Source organism: Actinomadura sp. WAC 06369, assembly GCF_003947565.1.
Lineage (GTDB): Bacteria > Actinomycetota > Actinomycetes > Streptosporangiales > Streptosporangiaceae > Spirillospora > Spirillospora rifamycini.
This window is the reverse complement of sequence record NZ_QHJN01000008.1, coordinates 49,202-69,988: the sequence shown is the minus strand read 5'-3', so window position 1 is coordinate 69,988 and position 20,787 is coordinate 49,202. Positions and strand designations below refer to the sequence as shown.

Genomic DNA, 20,787 nt, shown 5'->3' with positions numbered 1-20,787 from the left:
CGATGACCGAACGGATGCGACTGCGCCTGCTGGGCGTGACGATGGTCGTGGTGATCCTCCTCGCGCTGGCTCTGACGGTGGCGTTCTACAACAAGGCGTTCCGGCCGGTGGTGAACGTGAAGGTCTCCGCCGAGCGGGTGGGGCTGCAGCTGCTGCCGCACTCGGACGTCAAGGTGCGGGGCCTGATCGTCGGCGAGGTGCGCGACACCGAGGTGACCGACGACGGCGCCGTCCTGCACCTGGCGCTGGACCCGGACAAGGCGGAGCTGATCCCGCGGAACGTCCAGGCGCGGATGCTGCCGAAGACGCTGTTCGGCGAGAAGTACGTGTCGCTGGAGATGCCCGCGCAGCCGGGGCCGACCGGCCTGACGGACGGCATGACGATCCAGCAGGACCGGTCGCGCGCGGCGGTCGAGGTGAACCGGCTGCTGGACGACCTGCTGCCGCTGCTGCAGGCGGTGAAGCCGGCGGAGCTGAACACGACGCTGAACGCGCTGGCGACGGCGCTGCAGGGCCGCGGCGACCAGCTCGGCGAGAACCTGGAGCAGGCCGACGCGCTGCTGCAGAAGATCAACCCGGAGCTGGGGACGCTGGTCGAGGACCTGCACGGCCTCGCGGACGTCGCGGACGTCTACAACGCCGCGGCGCCCGACCTGCTGCAGACCCTCCGGAACCTGAACGTGACGAGCCGGACGATCACCGACAAGGAGCGGACGATCGAGCAGCTCATCCCCGCGGTGACGGCGCTGTCGGAGGACGGGAACACGTTCATGCGGCAGAACGGCCCGAAGATCATCGGGGTGAACATCGCGAACCGGGACGTGCTGCAGATCGTCGCGAAGTACTCGCCGGCGATGCCGTGCGTCCTGGAGGGCCTCATGGAGGCCAAGCCGGAGCTGGAGCGGGTCGGCGGCGGCGGCGGGTCGAAGACCTACAACCTGACGATCGAGATCGTGAAGCCGCGGCCGGCGTACACGTACCCGCTGGACAAGCCGGAGGCCCGGGACCACCGGAACCCGCGCTGCTACGGGATCCCGAACTCGAAGGTCCCCTTCCCGGACTACCTGGCGCTGGACGGCACGCAGGACGACCTGTGGTGGAAGAACCCCGACCCGGCGAACGCCGGCGCGGCGGGGAACCGGGGCCGCGCGGTGTCGAACGTGTTCGTCGAGCCGGGCTCCGGTGACGACAACGAGACGATCAAGAACATCGTCGCGCCGCTGACCCGGACGCCGTCCGACGAGCTGTCGGACATGTCGGCGCTGATGTTCGGGCCGCTGCTGCGGGGATCGGTGGTGACGGTCGAGTGAAGACGACGGGCGCGGCGGTCAAGCTGGGGATCTTCGTGGTCCTCACCTCGCTGACCACGGGCGTGCTGGCGATGACGATCTCGAACCTGCGGTTCGGTCCGTCGGAGACCTACAAGGCGGTGTTCTCGGACGTCACCGGGCTGCTGGAGAACGACGACGTGCGCGTCGCGGGCGTGCGGGTCGGGCAGGTCGAGGACATCGAGCTGCACAAGGGCAAGCAGGCGCTGGTGACGTTCAGCGTCGACAGCGACGGGGTGTTCCGGGCGGGGCTGCCGAAGTCCACCCAGGCGCACATCCGGTACCGGAACCTGATGGGGCAGCGCTACCTCGCGCTGACCGACGGGGCCGGGCAGGCGAACCAGTTCCTCGATCCGGGCGACACGATCCCGCTGGCGCAGACCAAGCCGGCGCTGGACCTGACCGTCCTGTTCAACGGGTTCCGGCCGCTGTTCCGGGCGCTGGAGCCGCAGGACGTCAACACCCTCGCGATGCAGATCATCAAGGTGCTGCAGGGCGAGGGCGGGACGATCAACAGCCTGCTGCGGCACACGGCGTCGCTGACGAACACGCTCGCGGACCGGGACGCGGTGATCGGCCGGGTCATCGAGAACCTCAACGAGGTGCTCGGCACGATCGACTCGCGGCACGAGCAGGTCAACAAGATGGTCGTGGACCTGCGGAGCTTCGTCAGCGGGCTGTCCCACGACCGTGAGGCGATCTTCGAGTCGGTCGAGGCGATCAACGGGCTGGAGTCGGCGACGGCGGGCCTGCTGCGGGACACCCGGCCGGACATCAAGGACGACATCGCGGGGCTGCGGAAGCTCACCGGGACGCTCGACGACCACAGCGCGACCCTCGACAAGGGGCTGCAGCGGACGCCGCGGCGGCTCGAGGAGCTGCTGAACATCTCGTCCTACGGGTCCTGGTTCAACATGTACGTCTGCGGTCTCGACGCGCGGGTGCGGCTGCCGGGCGGACCGGTCTACCAGACACCGGCGATCGTGAACGAGAACGCGAGGTGCAAGTAGATGAGGATTCCGTTCCGGGAGCGAAACCCGGTCCCCATCGGCCTCTCCGCGTTCGCGGTCATCATCGTCGCGCTGCTCGTGGTGATGAACCTGGAGAGGATCCCGTTCGTCACCGGAGGGACGACCTACACGGCGTCGTTTAGGGAGGCCGCGGGGCTGAAGCCGGACGAGGAGGTCCGCATCGCGGGCGTCAAGGTCGGCCAGGTCCGGGCCGTCGAGCTCGACGGCGACAAGGTGAAGGTCACGTTCCGGGTGGACGACGGCGTGAAGCTGGGCGACCGCACCGAGGCCAGCATCAAGATCAAGACGCTGCTGGGCGCGCACTACCTCGGGCTGTCGCCGAACGGGTCGCGGCCGATGAAGGCGCACATCCCGCTGGAGCGGACGCACACGCCGTTCGAGGTCGTCCCGGCGATCAGCGAGCTGGGCGAGCGCGTCGGGCAGATCGACGTGCAGCAGGTCGCGAAGTCGTTCGACGTGCTGTCGACGACGTTCGCGAACTCGCCGGACGAGGTGAAGGCGTCGCTGCAGGGCCTGCGGCGGCTGTCGGACACCATCTCGTCCCGCGACGACGAGCTGCACGAGCTGGCCGACCGGGCCCGCAGCGTGTCGGGCCTGCTCGCGGACCGCAACAAGGACTTCGAGAAGCTCGTCCAGGACGGCGACCGGCTGCTGGCGGCCGTCCAGGCGCGGCGCGAGGTCATCCACCGGCTGCTGGTGAACACCGTCCAGCTGTCCCAGCAGGTCAACGCGCTGATCAACGAGAACCAGGCGCAGCTCAAGCCGATGCTGGACAACCTGGAGCAGGTCAACCAGGTGCTGCTGAAGAACCAGAAGAACCTGGACCGGATCCTGCAGATGTTCGGGCCGTTCGCCCGCCAGTTCGCGGACGTCACCGGCACCGGCCGCTGGTTCGACGCCTACCTGCAGAACCTCATCCCGATCCCGGCGGCCATCGACGACTCGAACGCCGGGACGAAGGGCCAGGGCGGCCACGGCGCCGCGCGGAACGGCACCCCGAACGGCGCTCAGAACGGCCAGAACCAGACCAGGCAGGGCCAGAACGGCCAGAACCAGGGCGACAGCCCGCTCCCCTTCCTCCCGTGACAGCAGGCAGGTACCGGTAGTGCGAAACTCGGCAACGATTCTCCGCCTCGGCGGCGCGATGCTCGCCGTCGCGGTGCTGGTCGCCGCGCTCGTCCTGCTGTTGCAGGAGCCGAAGCAGCGGCACATGACCGCGTACTTCACCAAGGCCGTCGGCCTCTACGCCGGCGCGGACGTCCGCATCCTCGGCATCAAGGTCGGGGAGGTGGAGCGGGTCGACCCGGTCGGCGACTCGGTCCGGGTGCGGCTGCGCTACGACGCCAAGTACAAGATCCCGGCGAACGCGCAGGCCGTCATCGTCAACCAGACGCTGGTCGCCGACCGGTACGTCCAGCTCACGCCCGCCTACAAGAACGGGCCGGTGCTGAAGGACGGCGCGACGCTGACGACGAGCCGGACGGCCGTCCCCGTGGAGGTCGACTCGATCAGCGGCAGCCTGAACGAGCTGAGCGAGGCGCTCGGCCCGCAGGGCGCCAACGCGCCGGGCGCGACGGGCGAGGGCTCGCTGTCGCGGCTGCTGCGGGTCGGCGCGGAGAACCTGCAGGGCCAGGGCGACGACATCAACGAGACGATCAAGAACACGTCGGAGATGCTCAGCACGCTGAGCACCGACCGCGAGGACGTCGCGAAGACGATCGAGAACCTGCGGATCATCACCGACGCGATGAAGCGGAACGACCAGCAGATCAAGTCGTTCACCACCCGGCTCAACTCGGTCTCCGGGCAGCTGTCCCAGGAGAAGGAGGAGCTGAGCGCGGCGCTGAACACGCTGGGGCCGACGCTGCGGAACGTCGAGACGTTCGTGAAGGAGAACCGCGGGCAGCTGTCCGACAACGTCGAGCAGCTCGCGCAGATCACCGGCGTCCTGGTGAAGGAGAAGGAGGCGCTGGCCGAGATCCTCACGGCCGGCCCGCTCGCCATCAACAACCTGGCCCGCGCGTACGACCCGATCAGCGGCACCATCCACAACCGGGCCGACCTGCGCCAGTTCAACAACCTGGCCGACTGGGTGTGCTCGCTGGCGTACTCGGTCGGGACGCCCGCCGACCAGTGCCTCGACTTCGTCGAGCCCTACAACGGCATCGGCCAGGCACTGGGCGGCCTCCACCTGGACCTGTCGTGGATCACGGCGCTGACCACGCACTACGACCCGGTCCCGATCCCGCCGGACGCCTACGGCCCGAACGACCCCGAGAACCCGAACCGGGGCGGCGCCCGGACGAACGCGCAGCCGAACAAGGCGCGGACGAACGCGCAGGGCGGCGCCCAGGGGAACGCGGCCCACGCGCCGCAGGGACTCTCCGCACTGCTGCCTGGAGGTGGCCGATGAGCAGGACACGGCCCGTGCGCGGCGCGCGGCGCCGGGCGCGGCTGCTCGGCGCGGCGGCGCTGGCCGGCGTGACGGCGCTGTCGGGCTGCTCGTTCGACGGCGTGGCGTCGCTGCCGCTGCCCGGCGGCCCCGACCTCGGCGACGACCCGCAGACCTTTAAGGTCGAGTTCGCGAACGTGCTGGACCTCGTCCCGCAGTCGGTGGTCAAGGTCAACGACGTGTCGGTCGGCCAGGTCGAGAACATCGAGCTGGCCGGCGGCGAGGGCGGCTGGCGCGCGGTCGTCACGGTCGCGGTCCGCAAGGACGTCGAGCTGCCCGACAACGCGAACGCGCGGATCTCGCAGACGAGCCTGCTCGGCGAGAAGTTCGTGGACCTGTCGCCCCCGGCGAACGAGCCGCCGCGCGGCCGGCTCGGCACGGGCGACGTGATCCCGCTGGCCCGCACCGCGCAGGGCACCGAGATCGAGCAGGTGCTGTCGGCGATGTCGCTGCTGCTGAACGGCGGCGGCCTGGAGCAGGTCTCGACGATCAGCCACGAGCTGCAGGCCGCGATGGGCGGCCGCGAGGCGACGATCAAGTCGGTGCTGAACCGGGTGAACGTGTTCGTCGGCACCCTCGACCAGAACCGGGACGCCATCACGCGGGCGCTCGACAGCCTCGACCGGCTCACGGCGAAGCTGTCGGCCGAGCGGAAGACGATCCAGGACACGGTCGACGAGACCGGTCCCGCCATCGCGGTGCTGGAGCAGAACCGCGAGGACCTCACCGAGATGCTCGTCGCGCTGGACAAGCTCAGCCGCACCACCACGAACGTGATCAACCAGTCGCATCAGGACCTGGTCGGCAACCTCAAGCAGCTCGACACGATCCTCCAGAACCTGAACAAGGCGGGCTCGGACCTGCCGAACGCGCTGGAGATGCTGATCACCTACCCGTTCCCGACGACGTTCGAGAACGTCATCGAGGGCGACTACGGCAACGTCCACCTGACCGTCGACCTGGACTTCGAGTCCCTCGCGCAGAACCTCCTGGGCGGCACCGACCTGGAGAGCTCGCTCGGCAGCGGGCAGGAGATGCGCAAGATGATCCAGGTGCCGAACCTGACGCTGCCGGACGCGCCGCTGGGCGTCCTCCCGCCGGACGGCGCCGCCGGTGCGGCGGGCGGGACCCGCCAGAAGCCCGGCGGCGGGGGCGGCGCCCCCGGCGGCTCGACCCCCGCGCCGACGCCGGACGCGACGCCCACCGGGGAGAAGACCCCCGGCACCGGCGGCGAGAAGAAGGACAAGGACGGCGGGGACTTCTGGGACCTCTTCGGCGGCGGCGAGAACCGCCCCGGGGCGTTCGGTCAGCGGCCGAGCGGTCTGTCGACCCTGATGACGGGGGGCCTGTCGTGATCCTCAAGCGCGGCGTCAAAGTCCAGCTGATCGCCTTCGTGCTGATCACGATCATCGGCGTGTCGGTCGTGTCGGTGAAGTACATCGGCTTCGGCCGCGAGATGCTCGGCCGGCAGTACACCGCCTACGTCGACCTCACCGACTCCGGCGGCATCTTCACCAACGCCGAGGTCACCTACCGCGGCGTGCCCGTCGGCCGGGTCGGCCCGATCAGGCTGACCGACTCCGGCATCAAGGTCGAGCTGGAACTTGAGCGCGGCGAGCGGATCCCGCGGCAGGGCATCACGGCCGTCGTCGCGAACCGCTCCGCCGTCGGCGAGCAGTACATCGACCTGGTGCCGTCCGGGAAGAACGGCCCGTACCTCGACGAGGGCGACCCGTACACGATCCCCAAGGAGCGCACGAAGCTGCCGGTCTCCACGGCCGAGCTCCTGCAGAACGTCGACGCCCTCGTCACCTCCGTGAACACCCGGGACCTCGGCATCGTCATCGACGAGCTCAACCAGGCGTTCACCGGAACCGCCGAGGACCTCCAGCAGATCCTCGACGACACCGACCGGATCCTGGACACCGCCGACGAGGCGTACCCGGACACCAAGAAGCTCCTCGACAACAGCCTGACCGTCCTGGACACCCAGCGGAGCCAGGGCGCGAACATCCGGGGCTTCGCCCGGAACCTGAACGAGCTGAGCTCGTCCATCCGCGACGACGACAAGGCGCTGCGGCGGACGATCGACGCCGCGCCCGGCGCGGTGAACCAGACCCACCAGGCCATCAACCAGCTGTCCCCGACGCTGCCGGTGCTGCTGGCGAACCTCACCACCACCGGGCAGATCATCACGACCCGCCAGGCGGGCCTGCGGTCGCTGTTCATCCTCTACCCGGTGACCGTCGCGGGCCTGCCCACGGTCATGCCCGGCGACGGCACCCAGCACATGGGCCTGGTGCTGAACATCAACTCGCCGCCCAACTGCACCAAGGGCTACGAGAAGACCGACCAGCGGTGGCCGCAGGACACCGAGCACAAGAAGCCCAGGCTCGACGTCGGGTGCGCCGAGCCGCACGACTCCGAGAAGGCCGTCCGCGGCGCCCGCAACTTCCCGCCCGAGGCCCTGGTGCCCGCGCCGAAGCTGCCCGAGGGCGCGACCGCGGGCGCCGGGTTCCCGACGGGCGGCTCCGGTTCGGACGGCGGTTCCGGTTCGGACGCCGCGTCCGCCGCGGGCTCGTCCGGCGGCTCCGGCGGGACGTCCGACGCCACCGGGAAGGCCGCGGAATCGTCCGGCGGCGCGATGCTGGCGAACGGGCAGCTCTACATGTCCTATCCGGCCGATTCGGTGAAATTCGCTGGATACGATCCTTCGACCGGCGCGGTCTACGGCGCCGACGGCAAGCGATACGTCATGCCCCGCACCGCAGGTTCGCGGGAGTTGGGAGAGGAATCATCGTGGAAGTGGCTCCTGCTCGGACCTCTGAGCCAGTGAGGCCGGCCCGATGAGCCGCCTCGGGGGTAAAGGGACCCGCGTGCTGGCCGCGGTGCTGAGCGTGGCCGTCGTCGGCCTGCTCGCCGGCACCGGCTGGCTCGGCTTCCGCGCCTGGCAGAACGGCGGCGACGCCGACGACTGGGCCCAGGCGCGGCAGTCGGCGCGGCAGATGGGCGTCAACCTGCTGACTCTGGACAGCAAGACCGCCCAGCAGGACCTCGACCGGATCGTGTCCGGTTCGACCGGCGACCTGAAGGACGAGCTCAGCTCCCAGTCCAAGGTCTTCCTGGACCAGCTGAACAAGACCAAGGCCCAGTCGACGGTGACCGACGTCGAGGCCGCGGTCGTCTCCATCGACGGGGACTCGGCCGAGGTGATGGTCTCCCTCAACGGCACGGTCACCAACGAGAAGGTCAAGAACGGCGTCACGCGCGCCTACCGGTACCTGATGCAGATGACCAAGGTCGATGACCGTTGGCTCGTTTCCCAGCTGGAGATGGTCCCGTGACAATGCTCGGCCGGGGCAAGCGCTCCTCCACAGACAAGCCAGGCAAGCCAGGTAAGGGCCGCAAGGGCGGCAAGGGCGTCCTGGAGAAGGACCCCGACGAGGGCCTGACCCAGGAAGAGGCGGCCGAGCGGGCCGCCGAGGCGGAAGAGAAGGCGCGCCTGGCGGCCGAGCGGGCCGCCAAGGCCGAGGAGGCCGCCGAGGCGGCCCGGCACGCCGAGGAGGCGGCCGCCCGCGCCAAGGAGGCCGCGCGGCTCGCGCAGATCGCCGCCGACGCCGCCTCCGCCGAGGCCGGGGCGGACGGCGACGCGGACGCCCCGGAGAAGCCCGGCAAGGCCGCCACATCGCTCGAGAAGCGACGGAAGCGACGGAAGGGCTTCGAAGTCGCGCCCGAGGGTGGCGAGGCCGCAGCGGACGACTCAGCGGCGTCCACGACCGTTTCCGCCGACGCCGAGACCCGCGCGGACGGCGAACTCACCCGCGAGCGGACCGACGGCGACCGGACCGACGACGAGGACGACCTCGCCGCCGACGACGAGGACACCGACGAGGACACCGACGAGGACGACGACCTCGACGACCTCGACGACGAGGACGACTCCGAGGACGACGAGGAAGAAGACGAGGACGACGAGGACGACGCGGAGACCGCGACGCCGTCCGCCGAAGCGGACGACGGCGAGTCCGCGCGGTCGTCGCGGCGGCGCGGCTCTCCCGCCGTCGTGATCGGCGTCCTGTCCGTCGTGGCGGCCGCGCTCGCGGCCGGGGCGGTGTTCCTCGGGCTGGAGGTCCGCGAGCAGCAGGCGACCGCCGACGCCCGCCGCGACGCCGTCGCGGCCGCGTCGAACGCGGCGAAGGCGCTGTCGTCCTACGACTACCGGACCCTCGAGACCGACCTGAAGTCCGCGTCCGCGACCACCACGGGCGAGCTGCGCGGCGAGTTCGACAAGCTCGCCGCCCAGCTGCGGACGCAGGCGACGCAGCAGCAGGCCGTGTCCACGACGACGGTCCTCAAGGCCGGCGCGGTGAGCGCGAAGCCGGACGAGGTCGTCGTGCTGGTGTACGCGAACCGCGCGTCGGCGACGAACAAGGACACCGAGGCGCGGCTGCCGGAGCCGCTGCGCATCCGGATGGTCATGGTCGAGAAGGACGGCGAGTGGCTGGCGCGGAAGCTGCAGGTCATCTCCTGACCTGAGCAAGCGTTCCGGACCGGGCGACCACCCTCCGCGGGCGGTCGCCCGGTCCGCGTCCGGAGCCGCTTCCACACCCGCCGGACGGCCTCGTCAAGGGCCCGTCGAGAGGGTTCCGCGGGGGTCTGAAGTGCCCGGAATCGCCCGTCTCCAGGGGCCTGCCGCCGGGTAGGGGGAGGGATCCTAAACTATGGCCTTCCTCACTGCAGGTCAGAGCCCGAAAAGTCCAAGTCCGCTCTTGACTGCACGGGCGCGAGGGGCGATGCTCCAAGGCAACGTGATGCATACTGCGGCGCTAGAGTTGCGAGCGGTGTGGCGGGTCGGCTACACTGCCCCTTTGCGCTGCCCTCTGACTATCCACGTGTGAGAGCACCCCTACAGGAGTCCGTTTTGGACCCTATCGCGTAGGTCTTGGACGTGGATCGTCTGGCGTGCGTGTCGTCAGTTACGCCGCGAGCCCTCGGAAGGACCACTCTTGGCAGCCTCGCGCAACGCCTCGAATACCGCAACCGGTCCGAACCGCGTCTCCTTCGCGCGCATCAAGGAGCCGCTCGAAGTCCCGGACCTCCTTGCTCTGCAGACCGACTCTGTTGACTGGCTGCTGGGCAATGAGAGGTGGAAGGCCCGGGTCGAGGCGGCCCAGAAGGCCGATAGTAAGAGCGTCCCGACCCAGTCGGGCCTCGAGGAGATCTTCGAAGAGATCAGTCCCATCGAGGACTTCTCCGGGACCATGTCCCTCTCGTTCCGCGACCACCGGTTCGAGCCGCCCAAGTACTCCGTCGAGGAGTGCAAGGACAAGGACATGACCTACTCCGCCCCGATGTTCGTCACGGCGGAGTTCATCAACAACACCACCGGTGAGATCAAGAGCCAGACGGTGTTCATGGGCGACTTCCCGCTCATGACCCCGAAGGGCACCTTCGTCATCAACGGCACCGAGCGCGTCGTCGTGTCGCAGCTGACCCGCTCGCCCGGCGTGTACTTCGACCGCGCCCTCGACAAGGCGTCGGACAAGGACATCTACGGCTGCCGGGTCATCCCGAGCCGCGGCGCCTGGCTCGAGTTCGAGATCGACAAGCGCGACAACGTCGGCGTGCGCATCGACCGCAAGCGCAAGCAGCCCGTCACCGTGCTGCTCAAGGCGCTCGGCTGGGACGAGGCGCGCATCCGCGAGCGCTTCGGCTCCTACGAGTCGATCAACGTGACCCTGGAGAAGGACCACACCTCCGGCCAGGACGACGCGCTGCTGGACATCTACCGCAAGCTGCGCCCGGGCGAGCCGCCGACGCGCGAGTCCGCGCAGACGCTGCTGGAGAACCTGTACTTCAACCCGAAGCGCTACGACGTCGCCAAGGTCGGCCGCTACAAGATCAACAAGAAGCTCGGCCTCGACCTGGACATGAACCAGGGCACGCTCACCGAGGACGACATCGTCGCCACGATCGAGTACCTCGTCCGGCTGCACGCCGGCGAGGAGGAGGCGACCCTCGGCTCCGTCCCCGTGCCGATCGAGGTCGACGACATCGACCACTTCGGCAACCGGCGCCTGCGCACGGTCGGCGAGCTGATCCAGAACCAGGTGCGGCTCGGCCTCGCCCGGATGGAGCGCGTCGTCCGCGAGCGGATGACCACCCAGGACGTCGAGGCGATCACGCCGCAGACCCTGATCAACATCCGGCCGGTCGTCGCCTCCATCAAGGAGTTCTTCGGCACCAGCCAGCTCTCCCAGTTCATGCAGCAGACCAACCCGCTGGACGGGCTGACGCACAAGCGGCGGCTCAACGCGCTGGGTCCGGGCGGTCTGTCGCGTGAGCGGGCGGGCATGGAGGTCCGCGACGTCCACCCGTCGCACTACGGGCGCATGTGCCCGATCGAGACGCCGGAAGGCCCCAACATCGGCCTGATCGGCTCGCTGGCCGCGTTCGGGCGGGTCAACCCGTTCGGCTTCGTGGAGACCCCGTACCGCCGGGTCACCGACGGCGTGGTGACCGACCAGATCGACTACCTCACCGCCGACGTCGAGGACCGCTACGTCATCGCGCAGGCCAACTCGGCCCTCAACGATGACGGCTCGTTCGCCGAGTCGCGCGTCCTGGTCCGCAAGAAGGGCGGCGAGATCGAGCTGGTCACGCCGAACGAGGTCCAGTACATGGACGTCTCGGCGCGCCAGATGGCCTCGGTCGCGACCGCGATGATCCCGTTCCTGGAGCACGACGACGCCAACCGCGCGCTCATGGGCTCCAACATGCAGCGCCAGGCGGTGCCGCTGCTGCGCAGCGAGGCGCCGCTGGTCGGCACCGGCATGGAGTACCGCGCGGCGGTCGACGCCGGCGACGTCATCACCGCCGACAAGGCCGGCGTGGTCGAAGAGGTCTCCGCCGACTACATCACGGTCATGAACGACGACGGCACCCGGACGACGTACCGGGTGACCAAGTTCAAGCGCTCCAACCAGGGCACCTGCTTCAACCAGAAGCCGATCGTCGAGGAAGGCCGGCGCGTCGAGGAGGGCCAGGTCATCGCCGACGGGCCCTGCACCGACAACGGCGAGATGGCGCTCGGCAAGAACCTCCTCGTGGCGTTCATGCCGTGGGAGGGCCACAACTACGAGGACGCCATCATCCTCTCCCAGCGCCTCGTGCAGGACGACGTCCTGTCCTCGATCCACATCGAGGAGCACGAGGTCGACGCCCGCGACACCAAGCTGGGCCCCGAGGAGATCACCCGGGACATCCCGAACGTCTCCGAGGAGGTCCTGGCCGACCTCGACGAGCGCGGCATCATCCGGATCGGCGCGGACGTCGTCCCCGGCGACATCCTGGTCGGCAAGGTCACCCCGAAGGGCGAGACCGAGCTGACCCCCGAGGAGCGGCTGCTGCGCGCGATCTTCGGTGAGAAGGCCCGCGAGGTCCGCGACACCTCGCTGAAGGTGCCGCACGGCGAGCAGGGCAAGGTCATCGGCGTCCGGGTGTTCTCCCGCGACGAGGGCGACGAGCTCCCGCCCGGCGTGAACGAGCTGGTCCGGGTGTACGTCGCGCAGAAGCGCAAGATCACCGACGGTGACAAGCTGGCGGGCCGGCACGGCAACAAGGGCGTCATCTCCAAGGTGCTCCCGGTCGAGGACATGCCGTTCCTCGAGGACGGCACCCCGGTCGACATCGTCCTGAACCCGCTGGGCGTGCCCGGCCGGATGAACGTCGGCCAGGTCCTGGAGACCCACCTCGGCTGGGTCGCCAGCCGCGGCTGGAAGGTCGAGGGCGACGACGCCGACTGGAAGCGCGCACTCAAGGAGATCGGCGCCGACGAGGCCCCGCCGTGGACCAACACCGCGACGCCGGTCTTCGACGGTGCCCGCGAGGACGACGTCGTCGGCCTGATCGAGTCCACGCTGCCGAACCGCGACGGGCAGCGGCTCGTCGGCCCCGGCGGCAAGGCCCGGCTGTTCGACGGCCGCACCGGCGAGCCCTTCAAGGACCCGATCTCGGTCGGCTACATCTACATCCTCAAGCTGCTGCACCTGGTCGACGACAAGATCCATGCCCGGTCGACCGGTCCGTACTCCATGATCACCCAGCAGCCGCTCGGCGGTAAGGCCCAGTTCGGTGGCCAGCGCTTCGGTGAGATGGAGGTGTGGGCACTGGAGGCGTACGGCGCCGCCTACGCCCTGCAGGAGCTCCTGACCATCAAGTCCGACGACGTCCTCGGCCGGGTGAAGGTCTACGAGGCCATCGTCAAGGGCGAGAACATCCCCGAGCCCGGCATTCCCGAGTCCTTCAAGGTGCTCATCAAGGAAATGCAGTCGCTCTGCCTCAACGTCGAGGTGCTCTCGAGCGACGGCATGTCCATCGAGATGCGCGACACCGACGAGGACGTCTTCCGCGCCGCGGAGGAGCTCGGCATCGACCTGTCCCGGCGCGAGCCGAGCAGTGTCGAAGAGGTCTGATCAACTCAAGGGGAAAACACGTTGCTTGACGTCAACTTCTTCGACGAGCTTCGCATCGGCCTGGCGACCGCCGACGACATCCGCCAGTGGTCCCACGGCGAGGTGAAGAAGCCGGAGACGATCAACTACCGGACCCTCAAGCCGGAGAAGGACGGGCTCTTCTGCGAGAAGATCTTCGGTCCGACCCGCGACTGGGAGTGCTACTGCGGCAAGTACAAGCGCGTCCGGTTCAAGGGCATCATCTGTGAGCGCTGCGGCGTCGAGGTGACCCGCGCCAAGGTGCGGCGCGAGCGGATGGGCCACATCGAGCTGGCCGCGCCGGTCACCCACATCTGGTACTTCAAGGGCGTCCCGTCGCGCCTGGGGTACCTGCTGGACCTGGCCCCGAAGGATCTCGAGAAGATCATCTACTTCGCGGCCTACATGATCACCAGCGTGGACGCCGAGCGCCGCGACCGCGACCTGCCGACGCTGGAGGCCCACATCTCCGTGGAGCGCCAGCAGATCGAGCAGGCCCGCGACGCGCAGGTCGAGGCCCGCCAGCAGAAGCTGGAGGCCGACCTGGCCGAGCTGGAGGAGGCCGGTGCGAAGGCCGACCAGAAGCGCAAGATCCGCGACGGCGCCGAGCGGGAGATGAAGCAGCTGCGGGACCGCTCGCAGCGCGAGATCGACCGCCTCGACGAGGTGTGGAACCGGTTCAAGAACCTCAAGGTCCAGGACCTCGAGGGCGACGAGCTGCTCTACCGCGAGATGCGCGACCGGTTCGGCCGGTACTTCGAGGGCGGCATGGGCGCCGCGGCCATCCAGGCCCGGCTGCAGAACTTCGACCTCGACGCCGAGGCCGAGAAGCTGCGCGACATCATCCGCACGGGCAAGGGCCAGAAGAAGGCCCGCGCGCTCAAGCGGCTGAAGGTCGTGTCCGCGTTCCTCAACACCCGCAACAGCCCGCTCGGCATGGTGCTGGACTGCATCCCGGTCATCCCGCCGGACCTGCGCCCGATGGTGCAGCTCGACGGCGGCCGGTTCGCCACGTCCGACCTGAACGACCTGTACCGCCGGGTCATCAACCGGAACAACCGCCTCAAGCGGCTGCTCGACCTCGGCGCGCCCGAGATCATCGTCAACAACGAGAAGCGGATGCTGCAGGAGGCCGTCGACGCGCTGTTCGACAACGGCCGCCGCGGCCGCCCGGTCACCGGGCCGGGCAACCGTCCGCTGAAGTCGCTGTCCGACATGCTCAAGGGCAAGCAGGGCCGGTTCCGGCAGAACCTGCTGGGCAAGCGCGTCGACTACTCCGGCCGTTCGGTCATCGTCGTCGGCCCGCAGCTCAAGCTGCACCAGTGCGGCCTGCCCAAGCAGATGGCGCTGGAGCTGTTCAAGCCGTTCGTCATGAAGCGGCTCGTCGACCTGAACCACGCGCAGAACATCAAGTCCGCCAAGCGGATGGTCGAGCGCGCGCGCCCGGTCGTGTGGGACGTCCTGGAAGAGGTCATCACCGAGCACCCGGTGCTGCTGAACCGGGCGCCGACCCTGCACCGCCTCGGCATCCAGGCGTTCGAGCCGCAGCTGGTCGAGGGCAAGGCCATCCAGATCCACCCGCTGGTCTGCACCGCGTTCAACGCGGACTTCGACGGCGACCAGATGGCGGTGCACCTGCCGCTGTCCGCCGAGGCGCAGGCCGAGGCGCGGATCCTGATGCTGTCCACGAACAACATCCTCAAGCCGTCCGACGGCAAGCCCGTCACCATGCCCACCCAGGACATGGTCATCGGCCTGTACTGGCTGACGACGCAGAAGGACGGCGCGCAGGGCGAGGGCCGCGCGTTCGGCTCGGTCGCCGAGGCGATCATGGCCTACGACCGGAGCGAGCTCGACCTGCAGGCCAAGGTCTCCCTCCGGCTGAAGGACGTCCCGCCGCCGCGCGGCTGGACGGCCCCGGAGGGCTACGACCCGTCGCAGCCGTACCGGCTGGAGACGACGCTCGGCCGCGCGCTGTTCAACGAGGCGCTGCCCGCCGACTTCCCGTTCGTGGACGCGGAGATCGGCAAGAAGCAGCTCTCGGCGATCGTCAACGAGCTGGCGGAGACCTACCCGAAGGTCACCGTCGCGAACTCGCTCGACGCGCTCAAGAGCACCGGGTTCCACTGGGCGACCCGGTCGGGCGTCACCATCGCGATCGACGACGTGGTGACCCCGCCCGGCAAGCAGGAGATCCTGAGCGGCTACGAGGCCCGCGCCGAGAAGGTGCAGCGCGAGTTCAACCGCGGTCTGATCACCGATGACGAGCGCAAGCAGGAGCTCATCGAGATCTGGAACAAGGCCACGGTCGACGTCGCCAAGAACATGGAGGAGGCGTTCCCGAAGGACAACCCGATCTGGATGATGATCCAGTCGGGTGCCCGCGGCAACCCGCTCCAGCTCCGGCAGATCGCCGGCATGCGCGGCCTGGTCTCCAACCCGAAGGGCGAGACGATCCCGCGGCCGATCAAGTCGTCGTTCCGCGAGGGCCTGTCGGTCGTCGAGTACTTCGTCTCGACGCACGGCGCCCGCAAGGGTCTGGCCGACACCGCGCTGCGGACCGCCGACTCGGGTTACCTGACCCGTCGTCTGGTGGACGTCGCGCAGGACGTCATCGTCCGCGAGGTCGACTGCGGCACCGACCGCACGATCCCGTTCGAGGTCGCCGAGCGGCTGCCGGACGGCACGCTCGTCAAGCTCGCCACGACCGAGACGGCGCTGGTCGGCCGGACGATCGCCGAGGACGTCGAGGTGGACGGCACGGTGATCTTCCCTGCCGACACCGACCTGTCCGACGCGGTCGTCACGCGGCTCGTCGAGGCCGGCGTGGAGAGCGTCCGCACCCGCAGCGCCCTGGTCTGCGAGGCCAAGGTCGGGGTCTGCGCCGCCTGCTACGGCCGCTCGCTGGCCACCGGCAAGCGGGTGGACGTCGGCGAGGCCGTCGGCATCATCGCCGCGCAGTCCATCGGCGAGCCCGGCACGCAGCTCACCATGCGGACGTTCCACACCGGCGGTGTCGCCGGCGGCGACATCACGCACGGTCTGCCGCGTGTCCAGGAGCTGTTCGAGGCGCGGATGCCCAAGGGCGTCGCGCCGATCAGCGAGGTCGCCGGCCGCGTCAAGATCGACGAGACGGAGAAGGCCCGCAAGGTCGTCATCGTCCCGAACGACGGCTCCGACGAGATCGCCTACCAGGTGCCGATGCGGTCGCGCCTGCTGGTGAAGGAGGGCCAGCCGGTCGACGTCGGCCAGCAGCTCATCGCGGGCGCGATCGACCCGCACGAGGTGCTGCGCATCCTCGGCCCCCGCGCGGTGCAGCTCCACCTGGTCCAGGAGGTCCAGGAGGTGTACCGGTCGCAGGGTGTGTCGATCCACGACAAGCACATCGAGATCATCGTCCGCCAGATGCTGAAGCGGGTGAACATTCTCGAGTCGGGCGACACCGATCTGCTGCCGGGCGACCTGGTCGAGCGGCCGATCTTCGAGGAGACGAACCGGAACGTCGTCGCCGAGGGCGGCCAGCCCGCCGCCGGCCGTCCGGTCCTGATGGGCATCACCAAGGCGTCGCTCGCGACCGAGTCGTGGCTGTCGGCGGCGTCCTTCCAGGAGACGACCCGGGTCCTCACCGAGGCCGCGATGCACGCCAAGAGCGACCCGCTGCTCGGCCTCAAGGAGAACGTCATCATCGGTAAGCTCATCCCGGCCGGTACCGGCATGCCGCAGTACCGCAACGTCCGGGTCGAGCCGACCGAGGAGGCGAAGGCCGCGGTGTACTCCGTCGGCTCCTACGACGACGGTGCCGAGTACGCCTTCGGGCAGGGCTCGGGCGAGGCCGTGCCGCTGGAGGAGTACGACTTCGGGCAGTACAACCGCTGACCGGCCGCGGCCGGTACCGCGCACTGACGACGCGCACGGCGAGGCCCCTTCCGACGGAAGTCGGGAGGGGCCTCGCCCTTTTCCTCGTCCTCCGGCCGGGCCGGGATTACCCACGTGAGTGATGGCAGCGGCCCCCGCCGCCGAAGAGACTGATCTCGCTTCCGGCGTGCGGGATGCGGCCGGCCATGCCGGGACGGGCGCGAGCGTCCGGTCCCGGGCGAAGGAGTGGGGGTGCCATGCGGCGGCTCGAAGTGGCGTTGATCGGCGCGGGTCTGATCGCGCGCCTGCATCTGGAGGCGTGGACGGCGGTCGGGGCGGCCGTCCGGGTGTACTCCACGGACGGCCGGGCGCCGGAGCTGGCGCGCGAGTTCGGCGCCGCGGCCGCCGGGTCGCTGGACGAGGCGCTGGACGGCGCGGACGCGGCGGACATCTGCACGCCGACGGGCAGCCACCGCGAGATCGCCCTGGCCGCCATCGCGGCGGGCGCGGGCGTGGTGTGCGAGAAGCCGCTGGCGGCCGACACGGCGGAGGCCGAGGAGATCGTGGCCGCGGCGGAACGCGCCGGCGTGCGGCTCTATCCGGCCCACGACGTACGGTTCGACCCGGCGTTCGCGCGGCTTCACGAACTGGTCGCTTCGGGCCGTCTGGGGAAAGGCGCCGTCGCCCGGTTCGACGTCAGCGGTTACCATCCGCGGCCCTGGACGGGCCATTTGTCCGCGCGGTCCGGTGGAATCCTGACCGACCAGATGCTGCACGGCGCCGACCTCGCCTATTGGATTTTCGGGGACGTGGTGCGGGTGTACGCGCAATACCAGGGCGAGATCGCCGCACCGGCCCCGGAAGGGGCCGTCGCGGTCGGCACCGCCGTTCTCACGCATGCCGGTGGCGCGCTCTCCCAGATCGTGAGCCGCTGGACGGCGACACCTGATCCGCCCGCCCGTATATCGCTCAAGGTGACGGGCACCGGTGGAACCGTCGTCTATGACACGCAATGGCCGCAGCAGGTCCGGGCGACCGGCGATGCGGTGGGGAAGATTGGAAGATTCGGTTATGTAGGGGAATTGCCTTTCGTGACCGAGATCCGGGAGTTCGCTCGGGCGTTCCAGGGCGGGCCCGAGCCGCGCATCGGGGCCCGGGACGGGATCGCCGCCGTGCGCATCACCCAGGCCGCGGCGGAGTCCGCGTGGACGGGCCGCGCGGTGGAGCTGCCGGTCGAGGGGGCCGCATGAGGATCGCCGTGTCGTCGCCGGCCCACGGGCACGCCGCGACCTACGCCCGGCTGCTCGCCGGCATGCCGGGGGTCGAGCTGGTCGTCGCCGACCTCGACGGCCCCCCGGACGGCCCCCCGGACGGCCCGGACCGCGGCCCGGCCGCGGCCCGCCGCCTCGGCGCGGAGTACGCCGCGACCTGGGACGAGGCGCTCGCGTCGGCGCCCCGGGCCGTGGTGGTGACCGGTGCGGCCGCGCGCCGCCGGGAGCAGGTCGAACGGGCGGCGAAGGCGGGCGCGCAGGTGCTGTGCGAGCCGCCGCTGGCGGCGGCGGAGGCCGACGCCCGGGCCATGGTGGACGCCTGCGCGGCCGCCGGGGTGCGGCTGACCATGGCGTCGCCGGGCTGCTTCAGCCCGGCGTTCGCCGCCGTGCGCGAGGCGCTCGCCGAGGGCGCCGCCGGCCGGTTGACGACCGTCCACGGCGCCTGCAACGCCCCCGGGCCGGCCCGTCCGGACTCCGCGGCGGGGGCCGGGACGGCGGCCGAGCTGTTCGCGGCCGGCGCGGCGCACCTGCTCGACATGGTGGACGCGGTTCTCGGCGGGGAGCCCGCGGAGCGGGTGTACGCGCAGGCCAACGGCGTGCTCGGCGGGTCCCCGGACGTCGTGAGCGCCGCGCTGCTGACCGTGCGCTACCCGAGCGGCGTGGTCGCGGCCCTCGACTGCAGCTGGAGCCTGCCGGGGGACCGCCCGGCGGCGGACGGGCCGACGATGACCTTCATCGGCGAGCGGGCGTCCGCGGAGTTCACCGCCCGCCCGCGGCTGCTCGGCGGGTTCGACGCCGCCGCGGGCGGCGAACGGTGGGAACCCGGCGGGGACGACCCGTCCGCGGTCATGCTCGGCGCGTTCGTCGCCGCGGTCGGCGAGGGGCGCGCGGCCGGGCCGGACGGCGCGGCGGGGCTCCGCGCGCTCCGGGTCGTGGAGGCGGCCCGCGAGTCGATGCGCACCGGCCGCCCGGTCGATATCGAATGACCTCACCGGCCTCGGTCGTGGGCCTACCAGGCTGAGGGATGGCGGCCGCTCCCGGCTCGTCTAACTTGGTTTTGGAAATACCGGACTTGTCGTCGGTGGCGTTTCACGAAACCGGCTGACGGCGGAATGCATGTTGTCCCGAGTGAGAAGGATTCCATGACCGACGCCATTCCTTTCGAAGTGCCCTGGGCGCGGACCGACAAGTTCGATCCTCCTTCGGTTTTCGCCGAACTCCGGGCCGAGCGCCCGCTCGCAAAAATGGCTTACCCGGACGGGCACATCGGCTGGATCGTGTCCAGTTACGACCTCGTCCGCGAAGTTCTGAGCGACCCGCGTTTCAGTCACAGCTGCGAGATCGGGCATTTCCCGGTGACGCACCACGGCGAGGTGATCCCGAACCATCCGCTGATCCCCGGGATGTTCATCCACATGGATCCGCCCGACCACACCCGCTACCGCAAGCTGCTCACGGGCGAGTTCACGGTCCGCCGGGTGACCCGGTTGCAGGCGAACGCCGAGGCGGTGGCCGCCGAGCAGATCGCCGCCATGCGCGCCCAGGGCGCCCCCGCGGACCTGGTGACGGCCTTCGCCCGCCCGCTCGTCCTGCGGATGCTGTCGGACCTGGTGGGCCTGCCCTACGACGAGCGCGACCGGTACGTGCCCGCGGTGACCCTCCTGCACGACCCGGACGCGTCGCCGGAGGCGTCCGACGCCGCCTACGGGCAGGCCCAGGGCTTCTTCGACGAGATCATCGAGCGGCGCCGCAAGGAACCCGCGGACGACCTGATCAGCCGGCTGGTCGCCGACGGAGGCCTGACCACCGAAGAGCTCCGCAACATGGTCACCCTGCTGCTGTTCGCGGGCTACGAGACCACCGAGAGCGCGCTGGCCGTCGGCGTCTTCGCGCTGCTGCACCACACCGACCAGCTCGCGGCGCTGCGTGCGGACCCGGGGAAGACCGGGGCCGCCGTCGAGGAGCTGCTGCGCTACCTCACCGTGAACCAGTACCACACCTACCGGACGGCGCTGGAGGACCTGGAGCTGCACGGCGAGCCGATCAAGAAGGGGGACACCGTCACGGTGTCGCTGCCCGCGGCCAACCGCGACCCGGCCAAGTTCGGCTGCCCGGACGCGCTGGACATCGAGCGCGACACCTCCGGCCACGTGGCGTTCGGCTTCGGCGTCCACCAGTGCCTCGGCCAGAACCTGGCGCGCGTCGAGCTGCGCGCGGGCCTGTCGGCGCTGCTCGCCGCGTTCCCCGACCTGCGGCTCGCCGTCCCGGCGGACGAGGTGCCGCTGCGGCTGCGCGGGTCCGTCTTCGCGGTGGGGAACCTGCCCGTCGCCTGGTGAGCGTTCCTCCCCCCCCCGGCCA

13 protein-coding genes are annotated in these 20,787 nt (G+C 70.1%); all 13 read left to right on the top strand.

Features of this window, described 5'->3' with window-relative positions; translation table 11 throughout:
* The first annotated feature begins 2 nt into the window (after positions 1–2).
* The 13 genes from DMH08_RS03625 to DMH08_RS03565 all read left to right on the top strand — a co-directional run bounded on the left by DMH08_RS03625 (position 3) and on the right by DMH08_RS03565 (position 20,765).
* Positions 3–1,310 (top strand): MCE family protein, encoded by a 1,308-nt coding sequence (locus tag DMH08_RS03625; protein WP_026404220.1) that lies wholly within the window; start codon positions 3–5, stop codon positions 1,308–1,310.
* Positions 1,307–2,338, top strand: coding sequence for an MCE family protein (locus tag DMH08_RS03620; protein WP_026404219.1), 1,032 nt, complete (start codon positions 1,307–1,309; stop codon positions 2,336–2,338). Before DMH08_RS03625 ends, DMH08_RS03620 begins: the two co-directional genes overlap by 4 nt.
* Complete coding sequence (locus DMH08_RS03615; protein ID WP_125611708.1) at positions 2,339–3,445, top strand: MCE family protein; 1,107 nt, start codon at positions 2,339–2,341, stop codon at positions 3,443–3,445.
* Positions 3,446–3,464: 19 nt separating this feature from the next.
* On the top strand, positions 3,465–4,772 hold the full coding sequence (locus DMH08_RS03610) for an MCE family protein (RefSeq protein WP_233617376.1): 1,308 nt from the start codon (positions 3,465–3,467) through the stop codon (positions 4,770–4,772).
* Positions 4,769–6,166, top strand: a complete 1,398-nt coding sequence (locus DMH08_RS03605; RefSeq protein WP_125611706.1) for an MCE family protein — start codon at positions 4,769–4,771, stop codon at positions 6,164–6,166. The genes DMH08_RS03610 and DMH08_RS03605 overlap by 4 nt, the downstream gene beginning before the upstream one ends.
* Positions 6,163–7,647, top strand: a complete 1,485-nt coding sequence (locus DMH08_RS03600) for an MCE family protein (RefSeq protein WP_026404215.1) — start codon at positions 6,163–6,165, stop codon at positions 7,645–7,647. Before DMH08_RS03605 ends, DMH08_RS03600 begins: the two co-directional genes overlap by 4 nt.
* Positions 7,648–7,657: 10 nt before the next feature.
* Entirely contained in the window at positions 7,658–8,155 is a 498-nt protein-coding gene (locus DMH08_RS03595; RefSeq protein WP_125611704.1) for a hypothetical protein, read from the top strand.
* The gene (locus DMH08_RS03590) at positions 8,152–9,342 is read left to right on the top strand and encodes a hypothetical protein (protein WP_125611702.1); all 1,191 of its coding nucleotides are present in this window, start codon (positions 8,152–8,154) and stop codon (positions 9,340–9,342) included. Before DMH08_RS03595 ends, DMH08_RS03590 begins: the two co-directional genes overlap by 4 nt.
* Before the next feature lie 475 nt (positions 9,343–9,817).
* Positions 9,818–13,285, top strand: coding sequence for a DNA-directed RNA polymerase subunit beta (rpoB, locus tag DMH08_RS03585; RefSeq protein WP_026404213.1), 3,468 nt, complete (start codon positions 9,818–9,820; stop codon positions 13,283–13,285).
* A 21-nt stretch (positions 13,286–13,306) separates the two neighbouring features.
* Positions 13,307–17,179 carry a DNA-directed RNA polymerase subunit beta' gene (locus DMH08_RS03580; protein WP_125611700.1) on the top strand — a complete coding sequence of 1,291 codons (3,873 nt, stop codon included), beginning with the start codon at positions 13,307–13,309 and terminating at the stop codon, positions 17,177–17,179.
* Positions 17,180–17,415: 236 nt separating this feature from the next.
* Positions 17,416–18,408: a Gfo/Idh/MocA family protein gene (locus DMH08_RS03575; RefSeq protein ID WP_125611698.1), complete on the top strand. Its 993-nt coding sequence runs from the start codon at positions 17,416–17,418 to the stop codon at positions 18,406–18,408.
* The gene (locus DMH08_RS03570) at positions 18,405–19,415 is read left to right on the top strand and encodes a Gfo/Idh/MocA family protein (protein ID WP_125611696.1); all 1,011 of its coding nucleotides are present in this window, start codon (positions 18,405–18,407) and stop codon (positions 19,413–19,415) included. The genes DMH08_RS03575 and DMH08_RS03570 overlap by 4 nt, the downstream gene beginning before the upstream one ends.
* 258 nt (positions 19,416–19,673) lie before the next feature.
* Positions 19,674–20,765 carry a cytochrome P450 gene (locus DMH08_RS03565; RefSeq protein WP_233617375.1) on the top strand — a complete coding sequence of 364 codons (1,092 nt, stop codon included), beginning with the start codon at positions 19,674–19,676 and terminating at the stop codon, positions 20,763–20,765.
* The last annotated feature ends 22 nt before the right edge of the window (positions 20,766–20,787 follow it).